Source organism: Streptomyces sp. NPDC007264 (assembly GCF_042869095.1).
Classification (GTDB): Bacteria; Actinomycetota; Actinomycetes; order Streptomycetales; family Streptomycetaceae; genus Streptomyces.
The window spans coordinates 48,493-71,924 of the sequence record NZ_JBIAFD010000022.1 but is presented as its reverse complement, the minus strand read 5'-3'; the positions used below and the strand labels follow the sequence as shown (position 1 = coordinate 71,924).

20 protein-coding genes are annotated in these 23,432 nt (G+C 72.7%); 11 read left to right on the top strand and 9 right to left on the bottom strand.

From position 1 onward, the window contains the following. The first annotated feature begins 211 nt into the window (after positions 1-211). Positions 212-1,282 (top strand): SAM-dependent methyltransferase, encoded by a 1,071-nt coding sequence (locus ACFYMU_RS29395; RefSeq protein ID WP_388379465.1) that lies wholly within the window; start codon positions 212-214, stop codon positions 1,280-1,282. Here ACFYMU_RS29395 and ACFYMU_RS29390 read toward each other — a convergent pair. Further along, on the bottom strand, positions 1,247-2,398 hold the full coding sequence (locus ACFYMU_RS29390; RefSeq protein ID WP_388379462.1) for an NADH-quinone oxidoreductase subunit D: 1,152 nt from the start codon (positions 2,396-2,398) through the stop codon (positions 1,247-1,249). The two genes, ACFYMU_RS29395 and ACFYMU_RS29390, sit on opposite strands and share 36 nt — an antisense overlap. A 31-nt stretch (positions 2,399-2,429) precedes the next feature. Here ACFYMU_RS29390 and ACFYMU_RS29385 point away from each other — a divergent pair, with 31 nt between their 5' ends. Together ACFYMU_RS29385 and ACFYMU_RS29380 are read left to right on the top strand one after the other, a co-directional pair. After that, the gene (locus ACFYMU_RS29385) at positions 2,430-2,921 is read left to right on the top strand and encodes a PH domain-containing protein (protein ID WP_388379459.1); all 492 of its coding nucleotides are present in this window, start codon (positions 2,430-2,432) and stop codon (positions 2,919-2,921) included. A 125-nt stretch (positions 2,922-3,046) separates the two neighbouring features. Next, a complete protein-coding gene (locus ACFYMU_RS29380) occupies positions 3,047-4,375 on the top strand; it encodes a PH domain-containing protein (RefSeq protein WP_388379599.1) in 1,329 nt (442 codons plus the stop codon). Positions 4,376-4,454: 79 nt separating this feature from the next. Here the strand turns inward: ACFYMU_RS29380 and ACFYMU_RS29375 are convergent, their stop codons facing one another. Next, positions 4,455-6,044 (bottom strand): hypothetical protein, encoded by a 1,590-nt coding sequence (locus tag ACFYMU_RS29375; RefSeq protein WP_388379456.1) that lies wholly within the window; start codon positions 6,042-6,044, stop codon positions 4,455-4,457. 447 nt (positions 6,045-6,491) lie between these two features. Beyond that, positions 6,492-7,619: an alpha/beta hydrolase gene (locus ACFYMU_RS29370; RefSeq protein WP_388379453.1), complete on the bottom strand. Its 1,128-nt coding sequence runs from the start codon at positions 7,617-7,619 to the stop codon at positions 6,492-6,494. Positions 7,620-7,846: 227 nt separating this feature from the next. Between ACFYMU_RS29370 and ACFYMU_RS29365 the strand changes: the two genes are divergently transcribed. The 6 genes from ACFYMU_RS29365 (at position 7,847) to ACFYMU_RS29340 (ending at position 13,036) form a co-directional block, all read left to right on the top strand. Further along, a complete protein-coding gene (locus ACFYMU_RS29365; protein WP_388379450.1) occupies positions 7,847-9,655 on the top strand; it encodes a phosphatidylglycerol lysyltransferase domain-containing protein in 1,809 nt (602 codons plus the stop codon). A 257-nt stretch (positions 9,656-9,912) separates the two neighbouring features. Further along, positions 9,913-10,773 carry a dihydropteroate synthase gene (folP, locus tag ACFYMU_RS29360; RefSeq protein ID WP_388379447.1) on the top strand — a complete coding sequence of 287 codons (861 nt, stop codon included), beginning with the start codon at positions 9,913-9,915 and terminating at the stop codon, positions 10,771-10,773. After that, positions 10,770-11,273, top strand: a complete 504-nt coding sequence (locus ACFYMU_RS29355) for a nuclear transport factor 2 family protein (RefSeq protein WP_388379445.1) — start codon at positions 10,770-10,772, stop codon at positions 11,271-11,273. The genes folP and ACFYMU_RS29355 overlap by 4 nt, the downstream gene beginning before the upstream one ends. Positions 11,274-11,497: 224 nt before the next feature. Further along, the gene (folB, locus tag ACFYMU_RS29350) at positions 11,498-11,857 is read left to right on the top strand and encodes a dihydroneopterin aldolase (RefSeq protein ID WP_388379442.1); all 360 of its coding nucleotides are present in this window, start codon (positions 11,498-11,500) and stop codon (positions 11,855-11,857) included. Next, positions 11,854-12,465 (top strand): 2-amino-4-hydroxy-6-hydroxymethyldihydropteridine diphosphokinase, encoded by a 612-nt coding sequence (gene folK / locus ACFYMU_RS29345; RefSeq protein WP_388379439.1) that lies wholly within the window; start codon positions 11,854-11,856, stop codon positions 12,463-12,465. Before folB ends, folK begins: the two co-directional genes overlap by 4 nt. A 79-nt stretch (positions 12,466-12,544) precedes the next feature. Continuing rightward, the gene (locus ACFYMU_RS29340) at positions 12,545-13,036 is read left to right on the top strand and encodes a DUF3180 domain-containing protein (protein WP_388379436.1); all 492 of its coding nucleotides are present in this window, start codon (positions 12,545-12,547) and stop codon (positions 13,034-13,036) included. 94 nt (positions 13,037-13,130) lie between these two features. Here the strand turns inward: ACFYMU_RS29340 and folE are convergent, their stop codons facing one another. The 6 genes from folE to dacB form a co-directional block, all read right to left on the bottom strand. Beyond that, positions 13,131-13,736 (bottom strand): GTP cyclohydrolase I FolE, encoded by a 606-nt coding sequence (gene folE, locus ACFYMU_RS29335; RefSeq protein ID WP_388379433.1) that lies wholly within the window; start codon positions 13,734-13,736, stop codon positions 13,131-13,133. 143 nt (positions 13,737-13,879) lie between these two features. Continuing rightward, entirely contained in the window at positions 13,880-15,907 is a 2,028-nt protein-coding gene (gene ftsH, locus ACFYMU_RS29330) for an ATP-dependent zinc metalloprotease FtsH (protein WP_388379596.1), read from the bottom strand. 220 nt (positions 15,908-16,127) lie between these two features. Beyond that, a complete protein-coding gene (gene hpt, locus ACFYMU_RS29325; protein WP_388379430.1) occupies positions 16,128-16,688 on the bottom strand; it encodes a hypoxanthine phosphoribosyltransferase in 561 nt (186 codons plus the stop codon). Positions 16,689-16,921: 233 nt separating this feature from the next. After that, positions 16,922-17,953: a tRNA lysidine(34) synthetase TilS gene (tilS, locus tag ACFYMU_RS29320; RefSeq protein WP_388379427.1), complete on the bottom strand. Its 1,032-nt coding sequence runs from the start codon at positions 17,951-17,953 to the stop codon at positions 16,922-16,924. Between the two features lie 192 nt (positions 17,954-18,145). Beyond that, on the bottom strand, positions 18,146-19,279 hold the full coding sequence (locus tag ACFYMU_RS29315; protein WP_388379424.1) for a zinc-dependent metalloprotease: 1,134 nt from the start codon (positions 19,277-19,279) through the stop codon (positions 18,146-18,148). A 94-nt stretch (positions 19,280-19,373) separates the two neighbouring features. Then, positions 19,374-20,981, bottom strand: coding sequence for a D-alanyl-D-alanine carboxypeptidase/D-alanyl-D-alanine-endopeptidase (gene dacB, locus ACFYMU_RS29310; RefSeq protein WP_388379593.1), 1,608 nt, complete (start codon positions 20,979-20,981; stop codon positions 19,374-19,376). Positions 20,982-21,107: 126 nt separating this feature from the next. Here dacB and ACFYMU_RS29305 point away from each other — a divergent pair, with 126 nt between their 5' ends. Together ACFYMU_RS29305 and ACFYMU_RS29300 are read left to right on the top strand one after the other, a co-directional pair. Then, positions 21,108-21,599: an inorganic diphosphatase gene (locus tag ACFYMU_RS29305; protein ID WP_388379590.1), complete on the top strand. Its 492-nt coding sequence runs from the start codon at positions 21,108-21,110 to the stop codon at positions 21,597-21,599. A gap of 130 nt (positions 21,600-21,729) precedes the next feature. Further along, positions 21,730-23,418, top strand: a complete 1,689-nt coding sequence (locus tag ACFYMU_RS29300; protein WP_388379421.1) for a threonine/serine exporter family protein — start codon at positions 21,730-21,732, stop codon at positions 23,416-23,418. Positions 23,419-23,432 lie beyond the last annotated feature (14 nt).

Here is a 23,432-nt window from a genome sequence, read left to right as displayed (position 1 = left end):
GGCCCTGGCCGTACGGGTGACCGCGACGCCAGGGCCTAGTGCTGTGACCGGGAAGGTTCACCGGCTCGCGACGCCCGGCACGGCACCTCGCCGCGTTGTCGCATCACCCGCGTACATCCAGTACGCGGGCGACACTCCGCCTTGCGATGCACCGCACCGGACGCCGCGAGCTTCCGGCAAACCTTCCCGGCCACAGCACTAGCCTGAGTGCGTGGCGGACGAGACGGACGAGGCCCGCGAACCGGGCGAGGCCGACGAGGCCGACGAGGCGAACGGCGCGTGGCGCGGATGGCGGGCGGCGACCCAGGAGGCGCTGTACGGGCCGGACGGGTTCTACCGCCGGCCGGAGGGCCCCGCGGGGCACTTCCGCACCTCCGTGCACGCCTCGCCCCTCTTCGCCGGCGCCGTGGCCCGGCTGCTGTGCCGGGTCGACGAGGCGCTGGGGCGGCCCGCGGAGCCGGCGTTCGTGGACATGGGGGCCGGTCGGGGCGAGCTGGCCGCGGGAGTCCTGGCCGCCCTGCCCCCCGATGTCGCCGCCCGGGTGCGGATGTACGCCGTCGAGGTCGCGGACCGGCCCGCGGGCCTCGATGAGCGGATCGAGTGGCTCGGCGAGCTCCCGGAGGGCGTCACGGGGCTGCTGTTCGCGAACGAGTGGCTGGACAACGTGCCGGTCGACGTCGTGGAGGCCGGTCCGGACGGTGTGCCCCGCCTGGTGCTCGTGCGGCGGGACGGCACCGAGCGTTCCGGAGGGCCCGTCGCGGGCGCGGAGGCGCGGTGGCTGGAGCGCTGGTGGCCGCTGTCCGCCGAGGGGCAGCGCGCGGAGATCGGCCTCCCCAGGGACACCGCCTGGGCCGCCGCCGTGGCCGCCCTGGACCGCGGGCTGGCCGTCGCCGTCGACTACGCGCACCGCGCGGGCGCCCGGCCCCCCTTCGGGACGCTCACCGGGTTCCGTGCGGGCCGGCAGACCGCTCCCGTGCCGGACGGCTCCTGCGACATCACGGCGCACGTGGCGCTGGACGCCTGCGCCCTGCCGGGAGCGCGCCTGCTGACCCAGCGTGCGGCCCTGCGGGCCCTGGGCGTCAGCGGTGCGCGCCCCCCGCTGGCCCTCGCCTCCACGGATCCCGCGGCCTACGTGCGCGCCCTCGCGGGCGCCGGGCACGCCGCCGAGCTCACCGCGCCCGGCGGCCTCGGCGACTTCGGCTGGCTGCTCCAGCCCGTCGGGCTTCCGGGCGCCTGGCTCGGGGGGCTACTTGTCGATGTCCCCGACCACGAAGAACAGTGACCCGAGGATGGCCACCATGTCCGCGACCAGCGTGCCGGGCAGCAGCTCGGTCAGCGCCTGGATGTTGTTGTACGAGGCGGAGCGCAGCTTCAGCCGGTACGGGGTCTTCTCGCCCTTGCTGACCAGGTAGTAGCCGTTGATGCCGAGCGGGTTCTCGGTCCAGGCGTAGGTGTGGCCCTCGGGCGCCTTGAGCACCTTCGGGAGCCGCTGGTTGACCGGCCCCGGCGGCAGCTCGGCCAGCCGGTCCAGGCAGGCGTCGGCCAGGTCGAGGGCGTTGTGCGTCTGCTCCAGCAGGCACTCGAAGCGGGCCAGGCAGTCGCCCTCCTGCCGGGTGACGACCTTCAGGGTCCCGCGCAATTCCCCGTACGCCAGGTACGGCTCGTCCCGGCGCAGGTCGAAGTCCACCCCGGAGGCACGCGCGATGGGTCCGCTCACGCCGTAGGCGTGCACGGTCTCCGGCGCCAGGACACCGACGCCCCTCGTGCGCCCCCGGAAGATCTCGTTGCCGAGCACCAGGTCGTCGAACCGGTCCATCCGGGAGCGCACCCCCGAGACGGCGGCACGCGCGCGTGCGGTCCAGCCCGCGGGCAGGTCCTCCTTGAGGCCGCCCACGCGGTTGAACATGTAGTGCATGCGCCCGCCGGAGATCTCCTCCATGACGTTCTGGAGTTCCTCGCGCTCCTGGAAGGCGTAGAACACCGGGGTGATGCCGCCGAGCTCCAGCGGGTACGAGCCGAGGAACATCAGGTGGTTCAGCACCCGGTTCAGCTCCGCGAGGAGGGTGCGCATCCAGACCGCGCGCTCGGGGACCTCCATGCCGAGCATCCGCTCGACGGCGAGGACCACGCCCAGCTCGTTCGCGAACGCCGAGAGCCAGTCGTGGCGGTTGGCCAGCATGATGATCTGGCGGTAGTCGCGCGCCTCGAAGAGCTTCTCCGCGCCCCGGTGCATATAGCCGATGACCGGCTCGGCCCAGGTGATCCGCTCGCCGTCCAGCACGAGCCGCAGCCGCAGCACGCCGTGCGTGGACGGGTGCTGGGGCCCGATGTTGAGCACCATGTCGGTGCTCTCAGCGGCGCCGCCGATCCCGACCATGGTCTCCGTCGTAGGAGTCATGCACACAGTCTGTCGTACGTACGCTTGCGGCATGGAGACGGGGACTGTGCCCGAGGGCGGCGAGCCCGCCTGGAGGGGGCTTCCGGCGGGGCTGCTGCGGATGCGGCGGCTGCTGCTGGTGGCGTGGCTGGGACTGCTGACCATCGTCCTGGGGCTGCTGCCCGGTCTGCTCGCCGGGCCCGGCTGGGCGCTCCTCGCGCTGCTGCCGGCGGCCCTGCTGCTGTGGGGCTGGGTGCTGCTGGGCCGCAACTGGCGCTCGTGGCGGTATGCCGAGCGGGCCGACGACCTGCTGATCAGCCGGGGCGTGCTGTGGCGCGAGGAGACCGTGGTGCCGTACGGGCGGATGCAGCTCGTCGAGGTCACCTCCGGGCCCGTCGAGCGCCGCTTCGGGCTGGCGACCGTCCAGCTGCACACCGCGGCAGCGGCCACGGACGCCACCATCCCGGGCCTCGACCCGGCCGAGGCGGAACGGCTGCGGGACCGGCTGACCGAACTGGGCGAGGCCCGATCGGCGGGGCTGTGAACCCGCCCGGAGCGCTGCCCGGCGACCGGCCGGACAGGGACCCGGCGGAAGAGCCGGGCGGACGGGCCGGCGGACGGCCCGGCGGACGGCAGAGCGGTCGGGCCGCGGAAGCGCCCGGCGAGCGGGTGGGGCGGGAGGTCACCGAGCGTCGGCTGCACCCGGTGACCCCGCTGCGGCGCGCCTGGGCGCCGGTCGCCGTGCTCATGGGCTGGGCCGTGCACGACCCGGACCAGGCCCACGAGCAGCTGACGAGGCTCACCACCGTCACCCTCCTGACCGGGCTCGCGATACTCGTCCCGGCCGCCTCCCTGTACGGCTTCCTGAGCTGGTGGTTCACGCACTACGCCGTGACCGACACCGAACTGCGCATCCGGACGGGCCTGCTGTTCCGCCGCACGGCGCACATCCGCCTCGACCGGCTGCAGGCAGTCGACGTCACCCAGCCGCTGCTGGCCCGCGTGGCGGGCGTCGCCAAGCTCCGGCTCGACGCCATCGGTACGGACGAGAAGGACGAACTCGCCTACCTGAGCGAGGGCGAGGCACGCGCGCTGCGCGCCGAACTCCTGGCCCGTGCCGCCGGTTTCGCGCCCGAGACGGCACGCGAGATGGGCGAGGCCCCGGTGCGCCCGCTGCTGCACGTGCCGCCGCGCGCCCTGGTCGTGTCGCTCCTCCTCACGGGCACCACCTGGGGTTCGCTGCTCGCCGCCCTGGTCGTACCGCCCCTGCTGTGGTTCGTCACCCACAGCCTGTGGTCGGTGCTCGTCATCGGGCTGCCGCTGGCCGGCGGAGCGGCCACCCGGACCGTCGGGCAGTTCGTCCGCTTTTACGACTGGACCGTGGGCGAGTCGCCGGACGGGCTCCGCATCGACCACGGGCTGCTGGACCGCGCCCACGAGACGGTGCCGCCGGGGCGGGTGCAGACCGTACGGATCGTGGAGCCGTTGCTGTGGCGATGGGGGTCCCCCCGCTCGAACGCAGCCGAGAGCGGGGGACGCTGGGTCCGGGTGGAACTGGACGTGGCGGGCTCGTCGAACTCGGTGCTGGTGCCGGTCGCCCCGCGCGCGGCGGCCGAGTCGCTGATCACGCGGATACTGCCCGGGGTGAGCGTGCCCGCCGCCCTGACCCGCCCGCCGCGCCGCGCGGGCTGGTGCGTGCCGCTGTGGTGGCGCGGTCACGGACTCGCGGTCACCGACACGGTCTTCGCGGCCCGCCATGGCCTGCTGCGCCGCACCCTGGCGCTCGTGCCGCACGCGAAGGTGCAGAGCGTACGGCTGACGCGGGGGCCGTGGGCGCGGTTCAAGCGGGTCGCCGACGTGCATGTGGACACCGGCGCGAACAAGACGGTGACGGCACGCCTGCGGGACGCCCGGGAGGCGGCGGATCTGCTGTACGCGCAGGCGGACCGGTCGCGCACCGGGCGGCGGGACGCCCGGCCGGACCGGTGGATGGCCTGAGGGCGCCTGCGAGCGGCCGGAACGGCGTGAGGGGCGGCGGCACATGGTGTGCCGCCGCCCCTCATCCGCGCCGGGGTGCTCAGGAGGCCGCGGTGCGCAGCCCCTCGATGTCGATCTGCTCCGTCTCGTCGTGGGCCGTCAGGTCGATGACCTGGCCGACGGCGCGCGCCTGCGGATCCACGGGCTTGAAGGCGGACTCGGACTCCGCCTTGTGCACCGCGAGCGTCTCCTGGCCGACGACGTCGGCGAGGTCCTCGTTCTGCACGGACTGTGCGGACGGGTCGGTCTCCCGCGGCTTCTGCGTGCCGAAGAAGTCGAACCCGCCCTCGACGGTCGGGCGCCGGCGCGGGGCCGGCGGCACCACGGCGACGGCGGTCGGCACGGTGAAGTGCCCGGTGGTGTGGGCCGGCTTGGTGGCGGCCGGCTGGGGCTGCCGCACGGTGGCGGCGGCCGCGTGCTCCTGCCCACCGACCGCCGCGTGCTCCTGGACGCCGGCCGCAGAGGGCTCCTGGACGCCGGCTGTGGAGAGTTCCTGACCGCCGGCCGCCGGGGGCTGCCCGTCCGGCCCGCCCTCCTCGTCGGAGCCGCTCTCCGCGGCACCTGCCTCGGCCACGTCCGGACCGGCGGAGGCCCGCCTCGTGCCACCGCCGTTGCGACGGCCGCCCTTCCGCGACGAGGTCTTCGCACGCGCCGTGGACATCCTGCGCGCGCCGCCCCGTGCGGACCCGGTGGGCGCGGCGCCGTCCACCGCTGGAGGGGCGTCCTCCGCGTCGGGAGCGCCCTGGCCGTCGGCGGCCGCGGACGCCTCGTCGGTGTCGCCCCCGTCCGAGGCGGCGCCCGCCCGCGCCGTGCCGTCCTCCTCCGCGGAAGCGGTCACCGCCGCGGCGCCGTCCTGCGCCTCGGTCTCCGCCTCGGCGGCCGGTTCGGTCTCCTCGGCGGCCGGTTCGGTCTCCTCGGCGGCGTCGGCCTCCTCACCGGTGAGCCGCTCCAGCGCCGAGTTGGCCCGCATGAAGAGCGCGGAGCCGGCCGGGGAGAACGCCTGCGGATCCGAGGACCCGGACTCGGCCTCGGCCTCGCTCCCGGTGCCGTTCTCGGGCTCGGCGTCGTGATCCCGCCCGGCCGGGGCGTCCGCGTCTTCGGGATCCCCTGCGCCGTCCCGTACGTCCGCTCCGGCAGCCTCGTCCCCGGCGGAGTCCGGCGCGTCCTGCGCGGCGGAGCCCGACGTAGGCAGGGCCGGAGCCGGAGCCGTCGTCTCGATCGCCAGCAGGCGGCGGCCCTCCAGCGCGCTCGCGCGCTCCGTCTCCGCCGTGGCGTACCGCCGCAGCAGGGCCGCGTGCTCGTTGCGCAGCTTGGCCAGTTCGGAGCGTTTGGCGCGCAGCTTCTGCTCCAGCTTGGTCCGCAGTTCGCGCGATTCCTCGAGGTCGGTCTCCAGTTCGGCGACCCGTTCCTCGTGGCGCCACTCGTCACTCGCACGCGCGCGCGTGAGGTCGGCGACCCGTTTACCCGCGGTGGCGTCCCACCGACGCATGACGACCGCGCCGACGACCGTCGTCACCGCGGCACCCGTAGCCAGCGCACGGAGCAGCAGCGGCTCCGTGAACAACCAGGGGCCCACGGCGCACACGACGGAGACGCCGGCGATCGCCGAAGGAGGCAGCAGCCTGTGCAAGGGCGGTGAATGGCGATGACGTCCACGTGGCATGGCCAGAAACTTACCGCGCGTAGGGGAATGATGGTGCCCCGCGGGGTAAAAACACGGCCACCGTGAGACCTTCGCACGGCCCCGCGAACACCGGAACGGAACGCACATCTCCGCAATCCGGGGATTTCCCTTCGACCGGCCTTCCCGGCGGGGCTTCCGCCACGGCTTCCGCTCCGGGCTCCCGCGGCCGCACGGCCCTCCGGGCCCGGGGCCGGCCTTTTCGAGATCATCTGTCCGTCCGGCCCTGATCCCGGTCTCCCGCCCCGGTCCCCGCCTCTCCCGAGCCCGCGATCGGATGTCGTCCGGCGCATTCCGCGGGCCGTCCGGCACAACGCCGGAGAGGGCCGGTTCCACGGGGAACCGGCCCTCTCCCGGATTGCGCGGAATTCGGGGCGGCGCCCCTCTCCTTCGCGCTCAGCGGTCGCTGAGCCGCCCGCTCATCCACTGCAGCGTCCCGGGGATCTCGCGCCGCCAGGTGTTGAAGTTGTGGCCGCCGCTGTCCAGGATGATCGACGAGATCCGGGTCCGCTTCTTGGCCTGCACCTGGGCGATGAACTTGAGCGTGGACTTGTAGTTGGGTTCGCCGAGCTTGCTGCTGGTGACGAGCAGTGAGGTGTCGGGCGCCGGCAGGTGCTTGAGGCACCACATCAGGTCCGCGCGGTTGCGCAGGTCGGCCCTGCGGTGGAAGAGATCGCCCGTGGTCGGGTCGATGGGCGCCTTGTAGTACGGCGACAGGCCCGCTCCGGCGGCGTACGCGTCCGGGTGGTGCATCGCCAGCTTCAGCGCGCAGTAGCCGCCCGTGGAGTCGCCGACGACGCCCCAGCTGCCGGGTTTCTTGCCCACCCTGTAGTGGGCCATGACCGCCTCGGGAAGGTCCTTCGCGAAGAACGTCTCGGTCTGCGGCCCGCCCGGGACGTCCACGCACTCCGTGTCGCGCGGCGGCGCCACGGTCGGCCGCAGCATCACCAGGATCATCGGCTGCATCCTGCCGTTCTTGGCCAGCTCGTGCGCCGTCTGCGGGTAGTGCAGCTTCTTGAACAGCGCCGCGGCCGTGCCCGGGTAGCCGGTGAGCACGACGGCCGCCGGGAACGTCCGCGTCCGGTACTGCGGCTGGAAGTACTCCGGCGGCAGGTACACGTACGCGGGTGTGGCGATATGACTCGTACGTCCGAGTATGTCGACCTTCTGGATCTGGCCGCCGACCTGCGGCCGCGAACCGCCCGACACGCCCACCCGCAGCGTGTCGAGGACCTGCAGCGGACCACCGCCCGACCCGGGGGCGCCGTGGTCGACGACCACGCCCTGCCCCGTCTCCTGACCGAACAGATCCGCCCAGCTGGCGTAGAAGCCGAACGCCTGGTTGGCCGCCAGTCCGACGGACGCGAAGATCGCCAGCTGGGTGCAGAACAGCAGACCGACCCGTCCGCTGACGGCCCGCCAGTTCCGCCGTGCCAGCCGCGGCCAGATCCACACCGTGCCGACGAACAGCAGCACGGCGAACATGACCGCCAGCACCAGCACCTTGTTGCTCGTGAGACCCATCAACTGTCCCTGCCTGCACTTTCCGTCGGTGGGGCGCCTTCGCGCCTTCGCGCGGTCTTGCCCCGGACTTTCCTTCGGCTTTGAACCGGCTTTGTGTTGGGGAGTGAACCTCTCTCCCCCAGACACCGTCCTAGAGGGCGCAATGTCGCCGGATGCCCGAATCGGTCACCGGATTCAAGGTCTCTCGCAGAACTCGGGATGCGATGTCTGTCAGGATAGATGGGGAAATGTCGGGTCAGGTTCCGGGGCGATCAGGTGTGCTGCGGCGCATGGTCCGCGGGCCGCGCCCCGAAGCCGTCCCCGCTCTGGTCGCCAGGGCCTGCACGCTCGTGGGGCTCCTGGACGTCGCCGCGGGTGTGTTCCCGCGCTTCCGGAACAGCCGGATGCACCGCATCGTCGAGGTCCTGCCGGGATCGCTCGGCCCGTTCGCGGCGGCCCTGTCCCTGAGCGCCGGAGTGCTCCTGCTGCTCCTCGCCCACGGGCTGCGGCGGCGCAAACGCCGGGCGTGGCGCGCGGCCGTGGTGCTCCTGCCGGCGGGTGCCGTGGCGCAGTTCGTCTACCGCCACTCCGTCATCGGCGTCCTCATCTCGGTGGCACTGCTCCTGCCGCTGCTGCGCCACCGCGGCGAGTTCGAGGCACTGCCCGATCCGCGCAGCCGCTGGCGGGCGCTCGCCAACTTCGTGCTCATGGGCGCCGGTTCCCTGGGCCTGGGCCTGATCATCGTCAGCGTTCACCCGAACCGCATGGTCGGCAACCCGAGCCTGTCCGACCGCATCCAGCACGTCCTGTACGGCCTGTTCGGCTTCGAGGGCCCCGTCGACTACACCGGCAACACCTCCTGGACGGTGGGCTTCTCGCTCGGCGCGCTCGGCCTGCTGACCGCGGTGACCACCATCTACCTGGCCTTCCGCCCCGAACACCCGGCCGCCCGGCTCACCGGGGAGGACGAGGCCCGGCTGCGCGTCCTGCTGGACAAGCACGGCGGCCGCGACTCCCTCGGCCACTTCGCGCTCCGCCGCGACAAAGCGGTCGTCTTCTCGCCGAGCGGCAAGGCGGCGGTCACCTACCGCGTCGTGTCGGGTGTGATGCTGGCCAGTGGCGACCCGATCGGCGACGTGGAGGCATGGCCCGGCGCCATCGAACGCTTCATGGACGAGGCGAAGGCCCACTCCTGGACCCCGGCGGTCATGGGCTGCTCGGAGACCGGCGGCGAGGTGTGGACCCGCGAGACCGGCCTGGACGCCCTCGAACTGGGTGACGAGGCGGTGGTGGAGGTCGCGGATTTCTCGCTCTCCGGGCGCGCGATGCGCAACGTGCGCCAGATGGTGAAGCGTATCGAGCGCGCGGGCTACGAAACCCGGGTACGGCGCATCCGTGACCTCGGCGAGAACGAACTGGAGCGCATACGACGCGCTGCCGAGGACTGGCGCGGCACGGACACCGAGCGCGGCTTCTCCATGGCGCTCGGCCGCATCGGCGACCCGGCCGACGGTGACTGCCTGATCGCCACCGCCCACAAGGCGGAGGACGCGGAGGCGGGTCCCTACGGCGATCTGAAGGCCGTGCTGCACTTCGTCCCGTGGGGCACGGACGGGGTCTCGCTGGACCTGATGCGCCGCGACCGCTCGGCGGACCCGGGCATGAACGAACTGCTGATCGTGGCCGCGCTCCAGGCCGCGCCGCGGCTGGGCATCGAGCGCGTCTCGCTGAACTTCGCGATGTTCCGCTCGGCGCTGGCGCGCGGCGAGAAGATCGGCGCGGGCCCGGTGCTGCGGGCGTGGCGGGGGCTGCTGGTCTTCCTGTCCCGGTGGTTCCAGATCGAGTCCCTGTACAAGTTCAACGCGAAGTTCCAGCCGCGCTGGGAGCCGCGCTTCGTGGTCTACGCCTCCTCGCGCGACCTCCCGCGGATCGGCCTGGCGGCCATGCAGGCGGAGGGCTTCGTGAACCTGGCGCTGCCGCGCTTCCTGCGCCGCACCGCGCCGGCCCCGCGCCCGTGCGCGCACCGGGTGACCGAACACGGGGTCCGGGCCGCGTAGCCGGGCCCGAGCACGGCGGCACCGCCCCACGGACAGCCCGCGCACGGCGGCACCGCACCACCGGCAGCCCGAGAACAGCGGCACCGCACCACCGACAGGCCCGAGCGAGGGCCCCCGCCCCGCCCAGGCCCTGGGGTCCTCGCTCGGGCCGCGGCATGTCCGGGCCGGCCCGCCCGCGACGCGACAGCACCAGGCTCGCGACGCCGCCGACCGCCCCGTGAGGGGACCCCGGGGGCGGCGGGGCCTACGCTGAACGTATGAGCACGAAGACCGGGCGGGGCCACGTGGCGGGCCTTCCGACATGGGACCGCTGCGCGGTCATGGGTGTCGTCAACGTCACCCCCGACTCCTTCTCCGACGGCGGCCGCTGGTTCGACACCACCGCCGCGGTCAAGCGCGGCCTGGACCTGGTCGCCGAGGGCGCCGACCTCGTGGACGTCGGCGGCGAGTCCACCCGCCCGGGCGCCACCCGCGTCGACGAGGCCGAGGAACTCAGGCGCGTCATCCCCGTCGTCCGCGGCCTCGCGGCCGAGGGCGTCGCCGTCTCCGTGGACACCATGCGCGCCTCCGTCGCCGAACGGTCCCTCGCCGCCGGCGCCGCCCTCGTCAACGACGTCAGCGGCGGCCTCGCCGACCCCGCGATGATCCCGGTCGTCGCGGCCGCGGGCGCCCCCTTCGTGGTCATGCACTGGCGCGGCTTCCTGCAGGGCGGCAACGTCGAGGGGGTGTACCGGGACGTCGTCACCGAGGTCGTCGACGAGTTGCACGCGCGCGTGGAGGCCGTCCTGGAGGGCGGCATCGCCCCCGACCGGATCGTCGTGGACCCCGGCCTCGGCTTCTCCAAGGAGGCGGAACACGACCTGGCGCTGCTCGCCCACCTGGACCGCCTGCGCGGCCTCGGCCGTCCCCTGCTGGTGGCCGCCTCCCGCAAGCGGTTCCTCGGACGGGTCCTCGCCGGTCCGCAGGGCGCGCCGCCACCCGCCCGCGAACGCGACGCGGCCACCGCCGCCGTCTCCGCCCTCGCCGCGCAGGCAGGCGCGTGGGCGGTGCGCGTGCACGAGGTGCGCGCGACCGCGGACGCCGTACGCGTCGCACGCGCCGTCGAAGGAGCCCGGTGAGCACCGCCCACACGGATGTCGAGCAGGTCGAGCAGGCCAACACCGCCTTCTACGAGGCGATGGAGCGGGGTGACTTCGAAGAGCTGTCGTCGCTGTGGCTGGTGCCCGCCGACCTGGGCGTCGACGAGGAGTACCACGACCCGGCGGACACCGGCGTGATCTCCTGCGTGCACCCCGGCTGGCCCGTGCTGACCGGCCGCGGCGAGGTCCTGCGCTCGTACGCGCTGATCATGGCGAACACCGAGTACATCCAGTTCATCCTCACGGACGTCCATGTCTCCGTGACCGGTGACACCGCCCTGGTCACCTGCACCGAGAACATCCTCAGCGGCGGCCCGGCCCCCGAGGACAGCGACGAGCTGGGTCCTCTCGTCGGACAGCTGGTGGTCGCCACCAACGTGTTCCGCCGCACCCCCGACGGCTGGAAGCTGTGGTCGCACCACGCCTCCCCCGTCCTGACCGAGTCCGGCGACGAGGAGGAGGACGAGTCCCCCTCGTAGGGACGCTCGTTTGGATGCGCCCCTTCCTGGGTAGGGGCGGCTACCAACCCGTGAGCCGACGTGTTCCCCGGGGAAAACTCCGATGAACGCTCCTGACCGTCCCACGGGCGCGCGCCCCCGTGAGCGAGCACGGTCGGTGCCCGCAGGTAGATTCGTTCGAGGCTGGTGTGCCGACCGCGCTCGGTGGGCACCCGCCGTCACCGACGATTGCAGGAGTGATTCGCGTGGATCGTGTCGCGCTGCGCGGCCTGAAGGCCCGTGGGCACCACGGTGTGTTCCCCAAGGAGCGCGAAGAGGGCCAGACCTTCATCGTGGACCTCGTCCTGGGCCTGGACACCCGGCCGGCCGCGGCCGACGACGACCTGTCGAAGACGGTGCACTACGGCGTCGTGGCGGAAGAGGTCGTGGCCCTGGTCGAGGGAGAGCCCGTCGACCTCATCGAGACGCTCGCCGAGCGCATCGCCCTGTCCTGCCTCAAGCACGCCCCGGTCGTGGAGGTCGAGGTCTGCGTCCACAAGCCGGACGCCCCGATCACGGTGCCGTTCGACGACGTGACCGTCACCATCACCCGGAGCCGAGTATGACCGCCTTCTTCACCGGGGGTCAGAGCGACCCGACCGTGCAGCCGGTGCCCGCCTCCGTCGTGGAGCGCGTGGACGCGGCCGACACCACCCTCCAGAACCCCAGGCGGGCGGTGATCTCGCTGGGGTCGAACCTGGGCAACCGGCTGGAGACACTCCAGGGCGCGGTCGACGCGCTCGAGGACACCCCGGGCGTGCGCGTCAAAGGGGTCTCGCCGGTCTACGAGACGGAGCCGTGGGGCGTGGAGCCCGGCAGCCAGCCGACGTACTTCAACGCGGTGGTCGTGGTGAAGACCACCCTGCCGCCCTCGTCCCTGCTGGAGCGGGCCCACGCGATAGAGGAGGCGTTCCACCGGGTGCGGGAGGAACGCTGGGGGGCCCGCACCCTCGACGTGGACATCGTCACCTACGCGGACGCCGTCTCCGACGATCCGGCGCTGACGCTCCCCCACCCGCGCGCCCATGAGCGGGCCTTCGTCCTCGCCCCGTGGCACGATCTGGACGCCGAGGCCCGCATCCCCGGCCGCGGCCCGGTGGCGGACCTGCTCGCCGCCGTCCCCCGCCACGGGGTCACGCCGCGGGCCGACCTGGAACTCCGGCTGCCCGAGTAGTCGTTAAGGTCTACCGGGCCGGGGATCCTCCCGCCCGACGACCGTGTGCGGGCGACCACCGGGCCGACGAAGGGACATCGTGAGAGAGCTGCGCATCAGGACGCTGGCGGCGGTGTTCGTGGTGGCCGGGGTGCTGTCCTGGGCGGGCGCCCGCCTGTGGAACTCCGTGGGCACACTGCCCCGTGTCCCCCTGGCCGCGCCCATCGTCCTCGCCTTGATCGCCGTGGTCCTGCTGGCCACGGCGCTCTCCCTGCGCTCGCGACTCAGGGCGCAACGGGAACGCCGCCCCGGCGCCAAGGGCGTCGACCCGCTGATGGCGGCACGCGCGGTCGTCTTCGGCCAGGCGAGCGCCCTGGTCGCGGCCCTGGTCGCCGGCATGTACGGCGGCACGGGCGCCTTCCTCCTGGAGTCCCTGGACATTCCCACCCGCCGCGACCAGGCGATCTACGCCGGCTTCTCGGTCATGGCGGGCATCGGCGTCATAGCGGCGGCCTTCTTCCTGGAGCGGGTCTGCAGGCTCCCGGAGGACGACGACGAACACCACGACGGCGGGACGGCACCGGTCTCCTAGGCGCCGGATTCTCTCAGCCGGACCTCTCAGCCGGACCTCCTGGAGCCAGGCCCGGATCCCCTGGGACCCGGCGCAGGGGCCTCGGTGCGCGGCCTCAGTGCGCCATGATGAGGCTCATCGCCTCGTTGCGCGTGGCCGCGTCCCGCAGCTGACCGCGCACCGCCGAGGTGATCGTCTTGGCACCGGGCTTCCGGATGCCGCGCATCGACATGCACATGTGCTCGCACTCGACCACGACGATCACACCCCGCGGCTCGAGGATGTCCATCAGCGAGTCGGCGATCTGCGTCGTCAGCCGCTCCTGCACCTGCGGCCGGCGCGCATAGACGTCCACGAGCCGGGCCAGCTTGGACAGGCCGGTGATCTTGCCGCTGGCGGCCGGGATGTAGCCGACGTGGGCGACCCCGTGGAACGGCACGAGATGATGCTCACACGTCGAGAACACCTCGATGTCCTTCACGAGCACCATCTCGTCGTGACCGAGGTCGAAGGTCGTCGTCAGGACGTCCTCCGGCTGCTGCCACAGGCCCGCGAATATCTCCCGGTAGGCCCGGGCCACCCTGGCCGGCGTCTCGCGCAGCCCCTCGCGGTCCGGATCCTCCCCGACCGCGATGAGCAGTTCCCGCACGGCGCTCTCGGCCCGCTTCTCGTCGAACTCGCCGATCGCGCCATCGCCGTACAGCGTCACCGGGTCGGTCATTCTGGTGCCTCGTTCCTGCGCCTGCGACGCGCACGGATTGCGTGTCTGATGTGCGGCCCCACGGACGTGCCGCGCCCCCCAAGGCTAGAACCCTGGGGGGCGCGGCTGGAATTCCGGACCCGGTGGGGCCGGGGAGCTGTGGGTCAGCTCTCGCGACGGTCGTCGGGGGCCGCCTCCGTGGCGGAGAGGGACTCCGTCGCGTTGGCGATCGCCGGGGTCGCGCCGTTCGCCCCGTTCGTCAGCGCCAGCTCCTTGGGGGAGAGCACCGGCGGGCGGGTGGACGGCGTGCGGCGGGAGGACCCGGTCCACGCCGGCCGCGGCGGACGCTTGACGATGGGGGCGAAGACCTCGGCGATCTCCTCCTTGCCCAGCGTCTCCTTCTCCAGCAGCGCGAGCACGAGGTTGTCGAGGACGTCGCGGTTCTCGACGAGGATCTCCCACGCCTCGTTGTGCGCGTTCTCGATGAGCTTCTTGACCTCTTCGTCGACGAGCGCGGCGACCTCTTCCGAGTAGTCGCGCTGGTGAGCCATCTCACGTCCGAGGAACGGCTCGGTGTTGTCGCCGCCGAACTTGATCGCTCCGAGGCGCTCGGTCATGCCGTACTGCGTGACCATCGCGCGCGCGGTCGCGGTCGCCTTCTCGATGTCGTTCGCCGCGCCCGTGGTCGGGTCGTGGAAGACGAGCTCCTCGGCCGCGCGGCCGCCCAGCATGTAGGCCAGCTGGTCCAGCATCTCGTTGCGGGTCGTGGAGTACTTGTCCTCGTCCGGGAGCACCATCGTGTAGCCGAGTGCGCGGCCACGGGACAGGATCGTGATCTTGTGGACCGGGTCGGAGTTCGGCGAGGCCGCCGCGACCAGGGCGTGTCCGCCCTCGTGGTACGCGGTGATCTTCTTCTCCTTGTCCGACATGATCCGGGTCCGCTTCTGCGGGCCCGCGACCACGCGGTCGATCGCCTCGTCCAGCATCTGGTTGTCGATCAGCTTGCGGTCGCTGCGGGCCGTCAGCAGCGCCGCCTCGTTCAGCACGTTCGACAGGTCGGCGCCGGTGAAGCCCGGGGTACGGCGGGCGACGGCCGCGAGGTCGACGTCCGGGGCGACCGGCTTGCCCTTCTGGTGGACCTTGAGGATCTCCAGACGGCCCTGCATGTCCGGGCGGTCCACCGCGATCTGGCGGTCGAAACGGCCGGGCCGCAGGAGGGCCGGGTCGAGGATGTCGGGACGGTTCGTGGCGGCGATGAGGATCACACCACCCTTCACGTCGAAGCCGTCCATCTCGACGAGCAGCTGGTTCAGGGTCTGCTCGCGCTCGTCGTGACCGCCGCCGAGACCGGCGCCGCGGTGACGGCCGACCGCGTCGATCTCGTCGACGAAGACGATGGCCGGGGCGTTCGCCTTGGCCTGCTCGAACAGGTCACGGACCCGGGAGGCACCGACACCGACGAACATCTCGACGAAGTCGGAACCCGAGATCGAGTAGAACGGCACGCCCGCCTCGCCGGCGACCGCGCGGGCGAGCAGCGTCTTGCCCGTACCGGGCGGGCCGTAGAGGAGCACACCCTTGGGGATCTTGGCGCCGACGGCCTGGAACTTGGCCGGCTCCTGGAGGAACTCCTTGATCTCGTGGAGTTCCTCGACCGCCTCGTCCGCTCCCGCGACGTCCGAGAACGTCGTCTTGGGGGTGTCCTTGGTGATGAGCTTCGCCTTGGACTTCCCGAAGTTCATGACCCGGGAGCCGCCGCCCTGCATCTGATTCATCAGGAACAGGAAGACGACCACGATGAGGACGAAGGGGAGCAGGGACAGCAGGATGCCGACGAAGGGGTTCTGCTTGGACGGCGAGACCGTGTAGCCCTTCGGGATCTGCTTGTTCTGGTACTTGTCCTGCAGGGTGTTGGCCAGGTTCACGCCCTGGTCGCCGATGTAGCTCGCCTGGATCTTGGAGCTGCCGTCGACCTTCTCGCCGTTCTTGAGCGAGACCTTGATGACCTGCTCGTCGCCGGTGGTCAGCTTGGCCGATTCGACCCTGTTCTCATTGATCGCCGCCACGACTTCGCCGGTGTCCACCGTCTTGTAGCCGCCCGAGGAGCCGACGACCTGCATCAACACGACCACGGCAAGGACGGCCAGCACGATCCACATGACCGGCCCACGGAAGTATCGCTTCACGTCCATCCACACGGAGCGGTGCCGCCCCGTCCCTCCTGCCATAGTGAGTTTGATAAAGACAGTTCTTCCGACGGTACCCCAGGATTGTCACCCGCAGCCGCAGGGAACGAGTGGGATACCGCTCACGCATCCTCCAACGGCGCGAAACCCCGTGGGGTTCCCGAGCGTCCTGGAAAGAACCGGGAGAAGGGACCCGCCGCCGCGGACGGTGGCCGGCCCCCGGTGCTCAGCCGCCGTAGACGTGAGGCGCGAGCGTACCGACGAACGGGAGGTTGCGGTACTTCTCCGCGTAGTCGAGGCCGTAGCCCACCACGAACTCGTTCGGGATGTCGAACCCGACCCACTCCACGTCGATGGCGACCTTGGCGGCCTCGGGCTTGCGCAGCAGCGTGCACACCTTGAGGGAGGCGGGCTCGCGCGAACCGAGGTTGGAGATCAGCCAGGACAGGGTCAGGCCCGAGTCGATGATGTCCTCGACCACCAGGACGTGCTTGCCCTTGATGTCGGTGTCGAGGTCCTTGAGGATCCGCACGACCCCGGAGGACTGGGTGCCCGCGCCGTAGGAGGACACCGCCATCCAGTCCATGGTGACGGGGGTGGACAGCGCCCGGGCGAGGTCGGCCATGACCATCACCGCGCCCTTGAGGACGCCGACGAGCAGCAGGTCCTTGCCCGCGTACTCCGCGTCGATCTTCGCGGCCAGCTCGGCCAGCTTCGCGTCGATCTCTTCCTTGGTGATGAGCACCTGGTCGAGGTCGGCACCCATGTCTTTCGCGTCCACCCGCATCACTTTCGGTCGTCCCGCACTTGTCGCTCGTCCGCCTCCGGGCGCCGGTGCCGCCGTCGAGGGTCGGCCGTGCCCGGACGTCCGCCGCGCGGCTGCGGCCGCATACCGGCCCCGCGCCGCGCGACCCGATCGAGCGCGCTCTCCCTGTTCGACAGCGGCGGCCCCGTCGGCTCGCTCGCGCGGCTGACCGGTACCCCCCGAAGGGACGACCGGCACCCCCCATGGGGCGTCTTTCAGCCTTGCCGAATCACCAGTCTGCCACCCTGCCGCTGGGCGACGACCCTGCCCGGCAGGTTGATGGCCCCCTGGCCGCGCCAGCCGGTGATCAGGCGGTCGACCTCCTCGATGTGGCGGGCGAAGAGCGAGCCGGCCGGAGCGCCCGCCCGGATGGCGGCGCGGCGCAGGATCCGGCGGCGGACGGCCGGAGGCAGGGCGTACAGCTTGGCGCACTCCAGGAGGCCGGACGCGTCGCGCACGCCGGCCTCGGCCTGCCCCGCCCAGGCGTCGAGGGCGTCGGCGTCGTCACGGGAGAGCTGGGCCGTGCGGGCGAGGGCCTCGACCACGCCCTTGCCGAGCGCCTTCTCGAGCGCCGGCAGGCCCTCGTGACGCAGGCGGGAGCGGGTGTAGGAGGGATCGGCGTTGTGGGGGTCGTCCCAGACGGGCAGGGACTGGGCCATGCAGGCCTTGCGGGCGGTCTGCCGGTCGAGTTGGAGGAAGGGGCGCCGGTAACGGCCGTCGGCCCCCGAGACCGCGGCCATGCCGGACAGGGAGCGGATACCGGAGCCGCGCGCGAGGCCGAGGAGAACGGTTTCGGCCTGGTCGTCGCGGGTGTGCCCGAGGAGGATCGCGAGGGCCCCGTGGCGTTCGGCGGCGGCGTCCAGGGCGGTGTAGCGCGCGTCACGGGCGGCGGCCTCGGGCCCGCCGTCGCGCCCGACGGTCACGGCGACGGACTCGACCGGGTCCAGACCGAGCGCGCGCAGGCGCAGGACGACCTCCTCGGCGCGCAGGGCGGAGCCGGGCTGGAGACCGTGGTCGACGGTGATGCCGCCGGCGCGGATGCCGAGCTTGGGGGCTTCGAAGGCGAGGGCGGAGGCGAGCGCGATGGAGTCGGCGCCGCCCGAGCACGCCACGAGCACGAGCGGCGGGGAAGGGCGCTCGTGGGGCGGGTGCTCGGCGGTCCTGTGGGTGCCGTGCTCGGTGAGGATGTCGTGGAGGACGCGGCGTACCGCCAGGCGTATCGCCGCGACCGCAGGATGGGGACCCATGTCCGGTTCCCTTCGTGAAGTTTTCGGGGGTGAGTCCCGAGACCGGTCACTCAGAGTGTGTAGATGGTGACAGAAACGGGGCGTCACCCGAGCATTGCACGCCTGCCCGCACCTCACGCTCCCTCGGACGGGTGATTGGCGAGGCGTTCACCTGCCGACGGCCGGATTCGTGTCACCACGCTCACGCGGGGCTCACGAGTCCCCCTTCCGGTGCACCCGCGCGACCCAGTCCGCCGGTTTGGCGATCTCCGCCTTGGTCGGGAGGGTGTTCGGGGAGGTCCACACGCGGTTGAAGCCGTCCATGCCGACCTGCTCGACGACCGCTCGCACGAACCGCTCGCCGTCGCGGTACTGCCGGAGTTTGGCGTCCAGGCCCAGCAGCTTGCGCAGGGCGAGGTCGAGGCGGGAGGCACCCTTGGCCCTGCGCTGCTGGAACTTCTCGCGGATCTCCGCCACGGACGGGACCACGTCCGGGCCGACACCGTCCATCACGAAGTCGGCGTGCCCCTCCAGGAGGGACATCACCGCGGTCAGGCGGCCCAGGATCTCGCGCTGGGCGGGGGTCTGCACGAGTTCCACGAAGGAGTGGCCGCCGTCGCCCTCCTCGCCCTCGGGACGGCCGCCCGCGAGCGCCTGCACGGCTTCCCTGACCCGCTCCAGGACGGTCATGGGGTCGATGTCCGTCTCCCCCAGGAACGACTGGATCTCGCCCTCCAGGTGGTCGCGCAGCCAGGGCACCGCGGTGAACTGCGTGCGGTGCGTCTCCTCGTGCAGGCAGACCCACAGACGGAAGTCGTGGGGCTGCACGTCCAGTTCGCGCTCCACGTGCACGATGTTCGGCGCGACCAGCAGCAGGCGGCCGCCGCCGTTCTCGCCCGCCGGGAGGTCGCGGGTGACCGGGGCGAAGGTCTCGTACTGTCCCAGGACCCGGGAGGACAGGAACGACAGGAGCATGCCCAGCTCCACCCCGGTGACCTTGCCGCCGACGGCGCTGAGCACGGATCCGCCGGGGGTGCCCGCGCGCCGTTCCTGCATCCGGTCGAGGAGGGGCTTGAGGATCTCCCGGAACCCGGCGACGTTCGCCCGGACCCAGCCGGGCCGGTCGACGACGAGGACGGGGGTGTCGTGCACGTCCTGTTCGCCCATACGAGTAAAGCCCCGGACGTGTTCCTCCGAGGCCCTCGCATGCCGGCGCAGCTCCGTGACGACGGCCCGGGCCTCCTCGCGGCTCACGTCGGGGCCCGGCCGCACGAGACGGGTCGCGGTCGCCACCGCGAGGTTCCAGTCGACCATCCCAGGAGATGCAGCACCACCGATGCTCGTCATGCGTCAACGGTACGTGCTCGTGCGCCGGTGCAGTGAGGGGTGCAGCGCCGGGTCGGCGCCCGTGCCGGGGCCCGTGGTGCGGACGGGGCGGCTGTCACCGGCAGCCGCAGCCCGCCAGTGCCGCGGCCGTGCGGTCCAGGGCCGCTCTGGCCGTCGTCTGGTCCGTCGAGTCGTCCGTCAGGAACGCGAAGGCCAGCAGCCGCCCGTCGGCGTCGACCACCGTCCCGGCGAGCGTGTTGACGCCGGTCAGGGAGCCCGTCTTGGCGCGGACGAGGCCGACGCCCGGGCGTGCGGCGCCGTCCGCGTAGCGGTCGCTGAGGGTGCCGGTGAAACCGGCGACCGGCAGGCCGGTGAGCACCGGGCGCAGTTCCGGGTGGGACGGGGAGCCCGCGAGGGCCAGCAGGGACGTCAGCAGGTGGGCCGTGAGCCTGTCGTTGCGGTCGAGGCCGCTGCCGTCGTGGAACCGCGCGCCGGCGAGGGGAAGACCGAGCCTCTTCAGCTGGGCGGTGATCGCGGCCGCGCCCCCTTCGAAGGTCGGCTGCCCGCCGGTGGCGAGGGCGGTCTGACGGGCGAGGACCTCGGCGATGTCGTTGTCGCTGGTGGTGAGCATCCGCTCGACCACGGCGGACAGGGGCGGCGACTGGACGAGGGCCAGGGTCTGCGCGCCCCGTGTGGCCTTCGAGGGGCCGGGCGACGAGGCCGTGATGCCGCGGTCCCGCAGCAGGCCGCCGAACGTGCGGGCCGCGTCCCCCGCCGGGTCCGCGACGCGCGGGGCCGGCCCGCTGGTGGAGGCGTCCGTGCGCCCCTCGTCGGCCGTCAGGGCGGTGACCGGGGCGAGGTTGGGGTTGACCCCGATGGGGTGCAGCGCCCCGCCCTTGAACAGGGAGACGTCGTAGGACAGCGTCACCGAGGTCAGACGGCGCCGCTTCAGCTCGGCGGCGGTCCTGTCGGCGAGGGTGCGCAGGCCAGCCCAGCCTCCGGTCTGCCCGCGGGCGGTCAGGGTCGGGTCGCCGCCGCCGACGAGCACCAGTTCCCTGGTGCCGGGCTCCAGGACCGCGCACGTGGTGAGGCGGTGGTCGGGGCCGGCCGCGGAGAGCACCGCGACGGCCGTGGCGATCTTCGTGGTGGAGGCGGGGGTCAGCGGGGCGTCCGCGTCCTCGGCGTACAGGGACGTGCCGGTGGTCACGTCGACGACCGCCGCGGAGCGCCGGGCGCCGAGGGAGGCGTCGCGCAGCAGCGGGTCGAGCACGTCGGCCAGGGCCTTGCCGTGCGGGGCGGATCCGGGGGCGTTCGCGCCGCCGCCGAGGCCGGTGAGCACGGACGCGGCGCTCGGCGCGGGCGCCGGTTCCCCGGCCGCCGCACCGGCACGGGACCCGTGATCTGCACCACCCTCGCGGTCCCGCACTGTGGCCCGGTCGCGCTCGGCCGTACGCTGACCCGTGGAGTCCCAGGGACCGGCTGCGGTCGCGGCCCCCGCCGCGAGCGCCAGGCCCACGGTGGCGGCGACGGCTGTCAGCTGCTGGGTCGTGAGCCCTCCGGAGCGCGGGCGCACGGCATGCGCAACCCGCGTGACGTGCGGCTTCACCACACCGCTGAGCCGTGCCACCCGCGGTCTCACGGCCCCGGTGATCCGTGCCGAACGAGGTCTCACGGCGTGGGCCACGCGCGCCAGGCGCGGCTTCACGGTGTTCGCGACCCGCACGAGATGCGGTCTCGCGGCCCGCCAAGCCCTCAGCTCTGGCACGACACCAGCCCCTTTCGCGATCACACATCTGCGTGAGGGACACTTAACCACCAGAACTATGTGCTGATCATGGAGGAGCGTCCGGTGGAGTTCGACGTCACGATCGAGATCCCGAAGGGTTCGCGGAACAAGTACGAGGTGGACCACGAGACCGGTCGTATCCGCCTGGACCGTCGGCTCTTCACCTCGACCAGCTACCCGGCCGACTACGGCTTCGTCGAGAACACCCTCGGCGAGGACGGCGACCCCCTGGACGCCCTCGTCCTCCTGGAGGAGCCGACCTTCCCCGGCTGCCTGATCACGTGCCGTGCGATCGGCATGTTCCGGATGACGGACGAGGCTGGCGGCGACGACAAGCTGCTGTGCGTGCCGGCGTCCGACCCGCGCGTCGAGCACCTGCGGGACATCCACCACGTCTCCGAGTTCGACCGCCTGGAGATCCAGCACTTCTTCGAGGTGTACAAGGACCTGGAGCCCGGCAAGTCCGTCGAGGGCGCCGACTGGGTCGGCCGCGCCGACGCGGAGGCCGAGATCGAGCGTTCGTACAAGCGCTTCAAGGACCACGGCGGTCACTGACCCCGTCCCGGACGCACCGCGGGCCGCGTGACCCCCTACGGGGTGACGCGGCCCGTTCGCGTCCCGGCGCATACTGAGGCCCGCGGGAGGTACGTGGCGTAGGCAGGCACGAAGGGCGGGAGGGAGGCCGGTGGCTCAGCCGGGCGCGGAGGACCGCAAGCCGCGGTCGGACGAGGCGAGGAGCGCGTTCCAGCCCCCCGGGCGGGGCGAGGGCGAGTCTGCCACGACCTCCGAGTTCGCCGTCCCCCAGGGCCTCGGCGTGTCCCCGGTGGAGACTGGGGCCGAGACGACGTCCGAGTTCGCCGTCCCGCAGGGGCTGGAGGTCCCGGCGCAGGCCACCGGGCCGGTGGGGTCGGCGTTCAGTCCGCCGAGCACCTACAGTGCCGGGTACGCCCCGCCCGCCTTCACCCCGCCGTCGGGGATCCCCGCCGTCCCGCTGACCGGGGACGCGCCCTGGCAGGACCGCATGCGCGCGATGCTGCGCATGTCGGTGACCGAGCGGCCCGCCCCGGAAACGGTGCAGAAGACCGACGGGCCGGCCCCCGCGGTGCCGCGCGTGCTCGACCTGACCCTGCGCATCGGCGAACTGCTGCTGGCCGGCGGCGAGGGCGCCGAGGACGTGGAGGCGGCGATGTTCGCGGTCTGCCGGTCGTACGGGCTGGACCGCTGCGAGCCCACCGTCACCTTCACCCTGCTGGCGATCTCGTACCAGCCGTCCCTGGTGGAGGACCCCGTGTCCGCCTCGCGGACGGTGCGCCGGCGCGGCACCGACTACACGCGCCTGGCGGCGGTCTTCCAGCTCGTCGACGACCTCAGCGACCCGGAGGCGGCGATCTCCCTGGAGGAGGCGTACCGGCGCCTCGCCGAGATACGCCGCAACCGCCACCCCTACCCCGGCTGGGCACTGACCGGGGCGAGCGGGCTGCTGGCGGGCGCGGCCTCCGCGCTCGTCGGCGGCGACCTCGTCGTGTTCGTCGCGGCCGCGCTGGGCGCGATGCTCGGCGACCGGCTGGCGTGGCTCTGCGCGGGGCGCGGGCTGCCGGAGTTCTACCAGTTCACCGTGGCCGCCATGCCCCCCGCCGCGATCGGCGTCGCGCTCACGGTCGCCCAGGTCGACGTGAAGGCGTCCGCGGTGATCACCGGTGGGCTGTTCGCGCTGCTGCCCGGGCGCGCTCTGGTGGCGGGTGTGCAGGACGGGCTGACCGGTTTCTACATCACCGCGTCCGCCCGCCTGCTGGAGGTCATGTACTTCTTCGTGGGCATCGTCGTCGGTGTGCTCGTGGTCCTGTACTTCGGGGTGAAGCTGGGTGCCCAGCTGGACCCGGACGCGGCCCTGAACCCGGCCGAGCGGCCGGTGGTGCAGATCGTCGCGTCGATGCTCCTGTCCCTGACCTTCGCGGTGCTGCTCCAGCAGGAGCGGTCCACCGTGCTGTGGGTGACCCTCAACGGCGGCGTCGCCTGGAGCGTGTACGGCGCCCTGCACTACCCGGGCGGCATCTCGCCGGTGGCCTCCACGGCGGTCGCGGCGGGGCTGGTGGGCCTGTTCGGGCAGTTGCTCTCGCGCTACCGGTTCGCGTCCGCGCTGCCGTACACGACAGCCGCGATCGGGCCGCTGCTGCCCGGTTCGGCGACCTACTTCGGGCTGCTGTCGATCGCCCAGAACCACGTCGACAAGGGTCTGGTGTCCCTGGCCAACGCCGCCTCGCTCGCCATGGCCATCGCGATCGGGGTGAACCTGGGGTCGGAGATCTCCCGGCTGTTCCTGCGCGTCGGCTTCGCCGGGAGGCGCAAGGCGGCGAAGCGGACCCGGGGGTTCTGAGCGCCCGGGGTCCC

Coding starts and splice junctions, on each gene's coding strand:
- folK (WP_388379439.1), top strand. CDS start 11,854: ATGACCGCCTTCTTCACCGGGGGTCAGAGCGACCCGACCGTGCAGCCG.
- ACFYMU_RS29365 (WP_388379450.1), top strand. CDS start 7,847: ATGTCGGGTCAGGTTCCGGGGCGATCAGGTGTGCTGCGGCGCATGGTC.
- ftsH (WP_388379596.1), bottom strand. CDS start 15,907: ATGGACGTGAAGCGATACTTCCGTGGGCCGGTCATGTGGATCGTGCTG.
- ACFYMU_RS29390 (WP_388379462.1), bottom strand. CDS start 2,398: ATGACTCCTACGACGGAGACCATGGTCGGGATCGGCGGCGCCGCTGAG.
- tilS (WP_388379427.1), bottom strand. CDS start 17,953: ATGGGTCCCCATCCTGCGGTCGCGGCGATACGCCTGGCGGTACGCCGC.
- ACFYMU_RS29385 (WP_388379459.1), top strand. CDS start 2,430: ATGGAGACGGGGACTGTGCCCGAGGGCGGCGAGCCCGCCTGGAGGGGG.
- ACFYMU_RS29315 (WP_388379424.1), bottom strand. CDS start 19,279: ATGACGAGCATCGGTGGTGCTGCATCTCCTGGGATGGTCGACTGGAAC.
- ACFYMU_RS29370 (WP_388379453.1), bottom strand. CDS start 7,619: ATGGGTCTCACGAGCAACAAGGTGCTGGTGCTGGCGGTCATGTTCGCC.
- folE (WP_388379433.1), bottom strand. CDS start 13,736: ATGACCGACCCGGTGACGCTGTACGGCGATGGCGCGATCGGCGAGTTC.
- folP (WP_388379447.1), top strand. CDS start 9,913: ATGAGCACGAAGACCGGGCGGGGCCACGTGGCGGGCCTTCCGACATGG.
- hpt (WP_388379430.1), bottom strand. CDS start 16,688: ATGCGGGTGGACGCGAAAGACATGGGTGCCGACCTCGACCAGGTGCTC.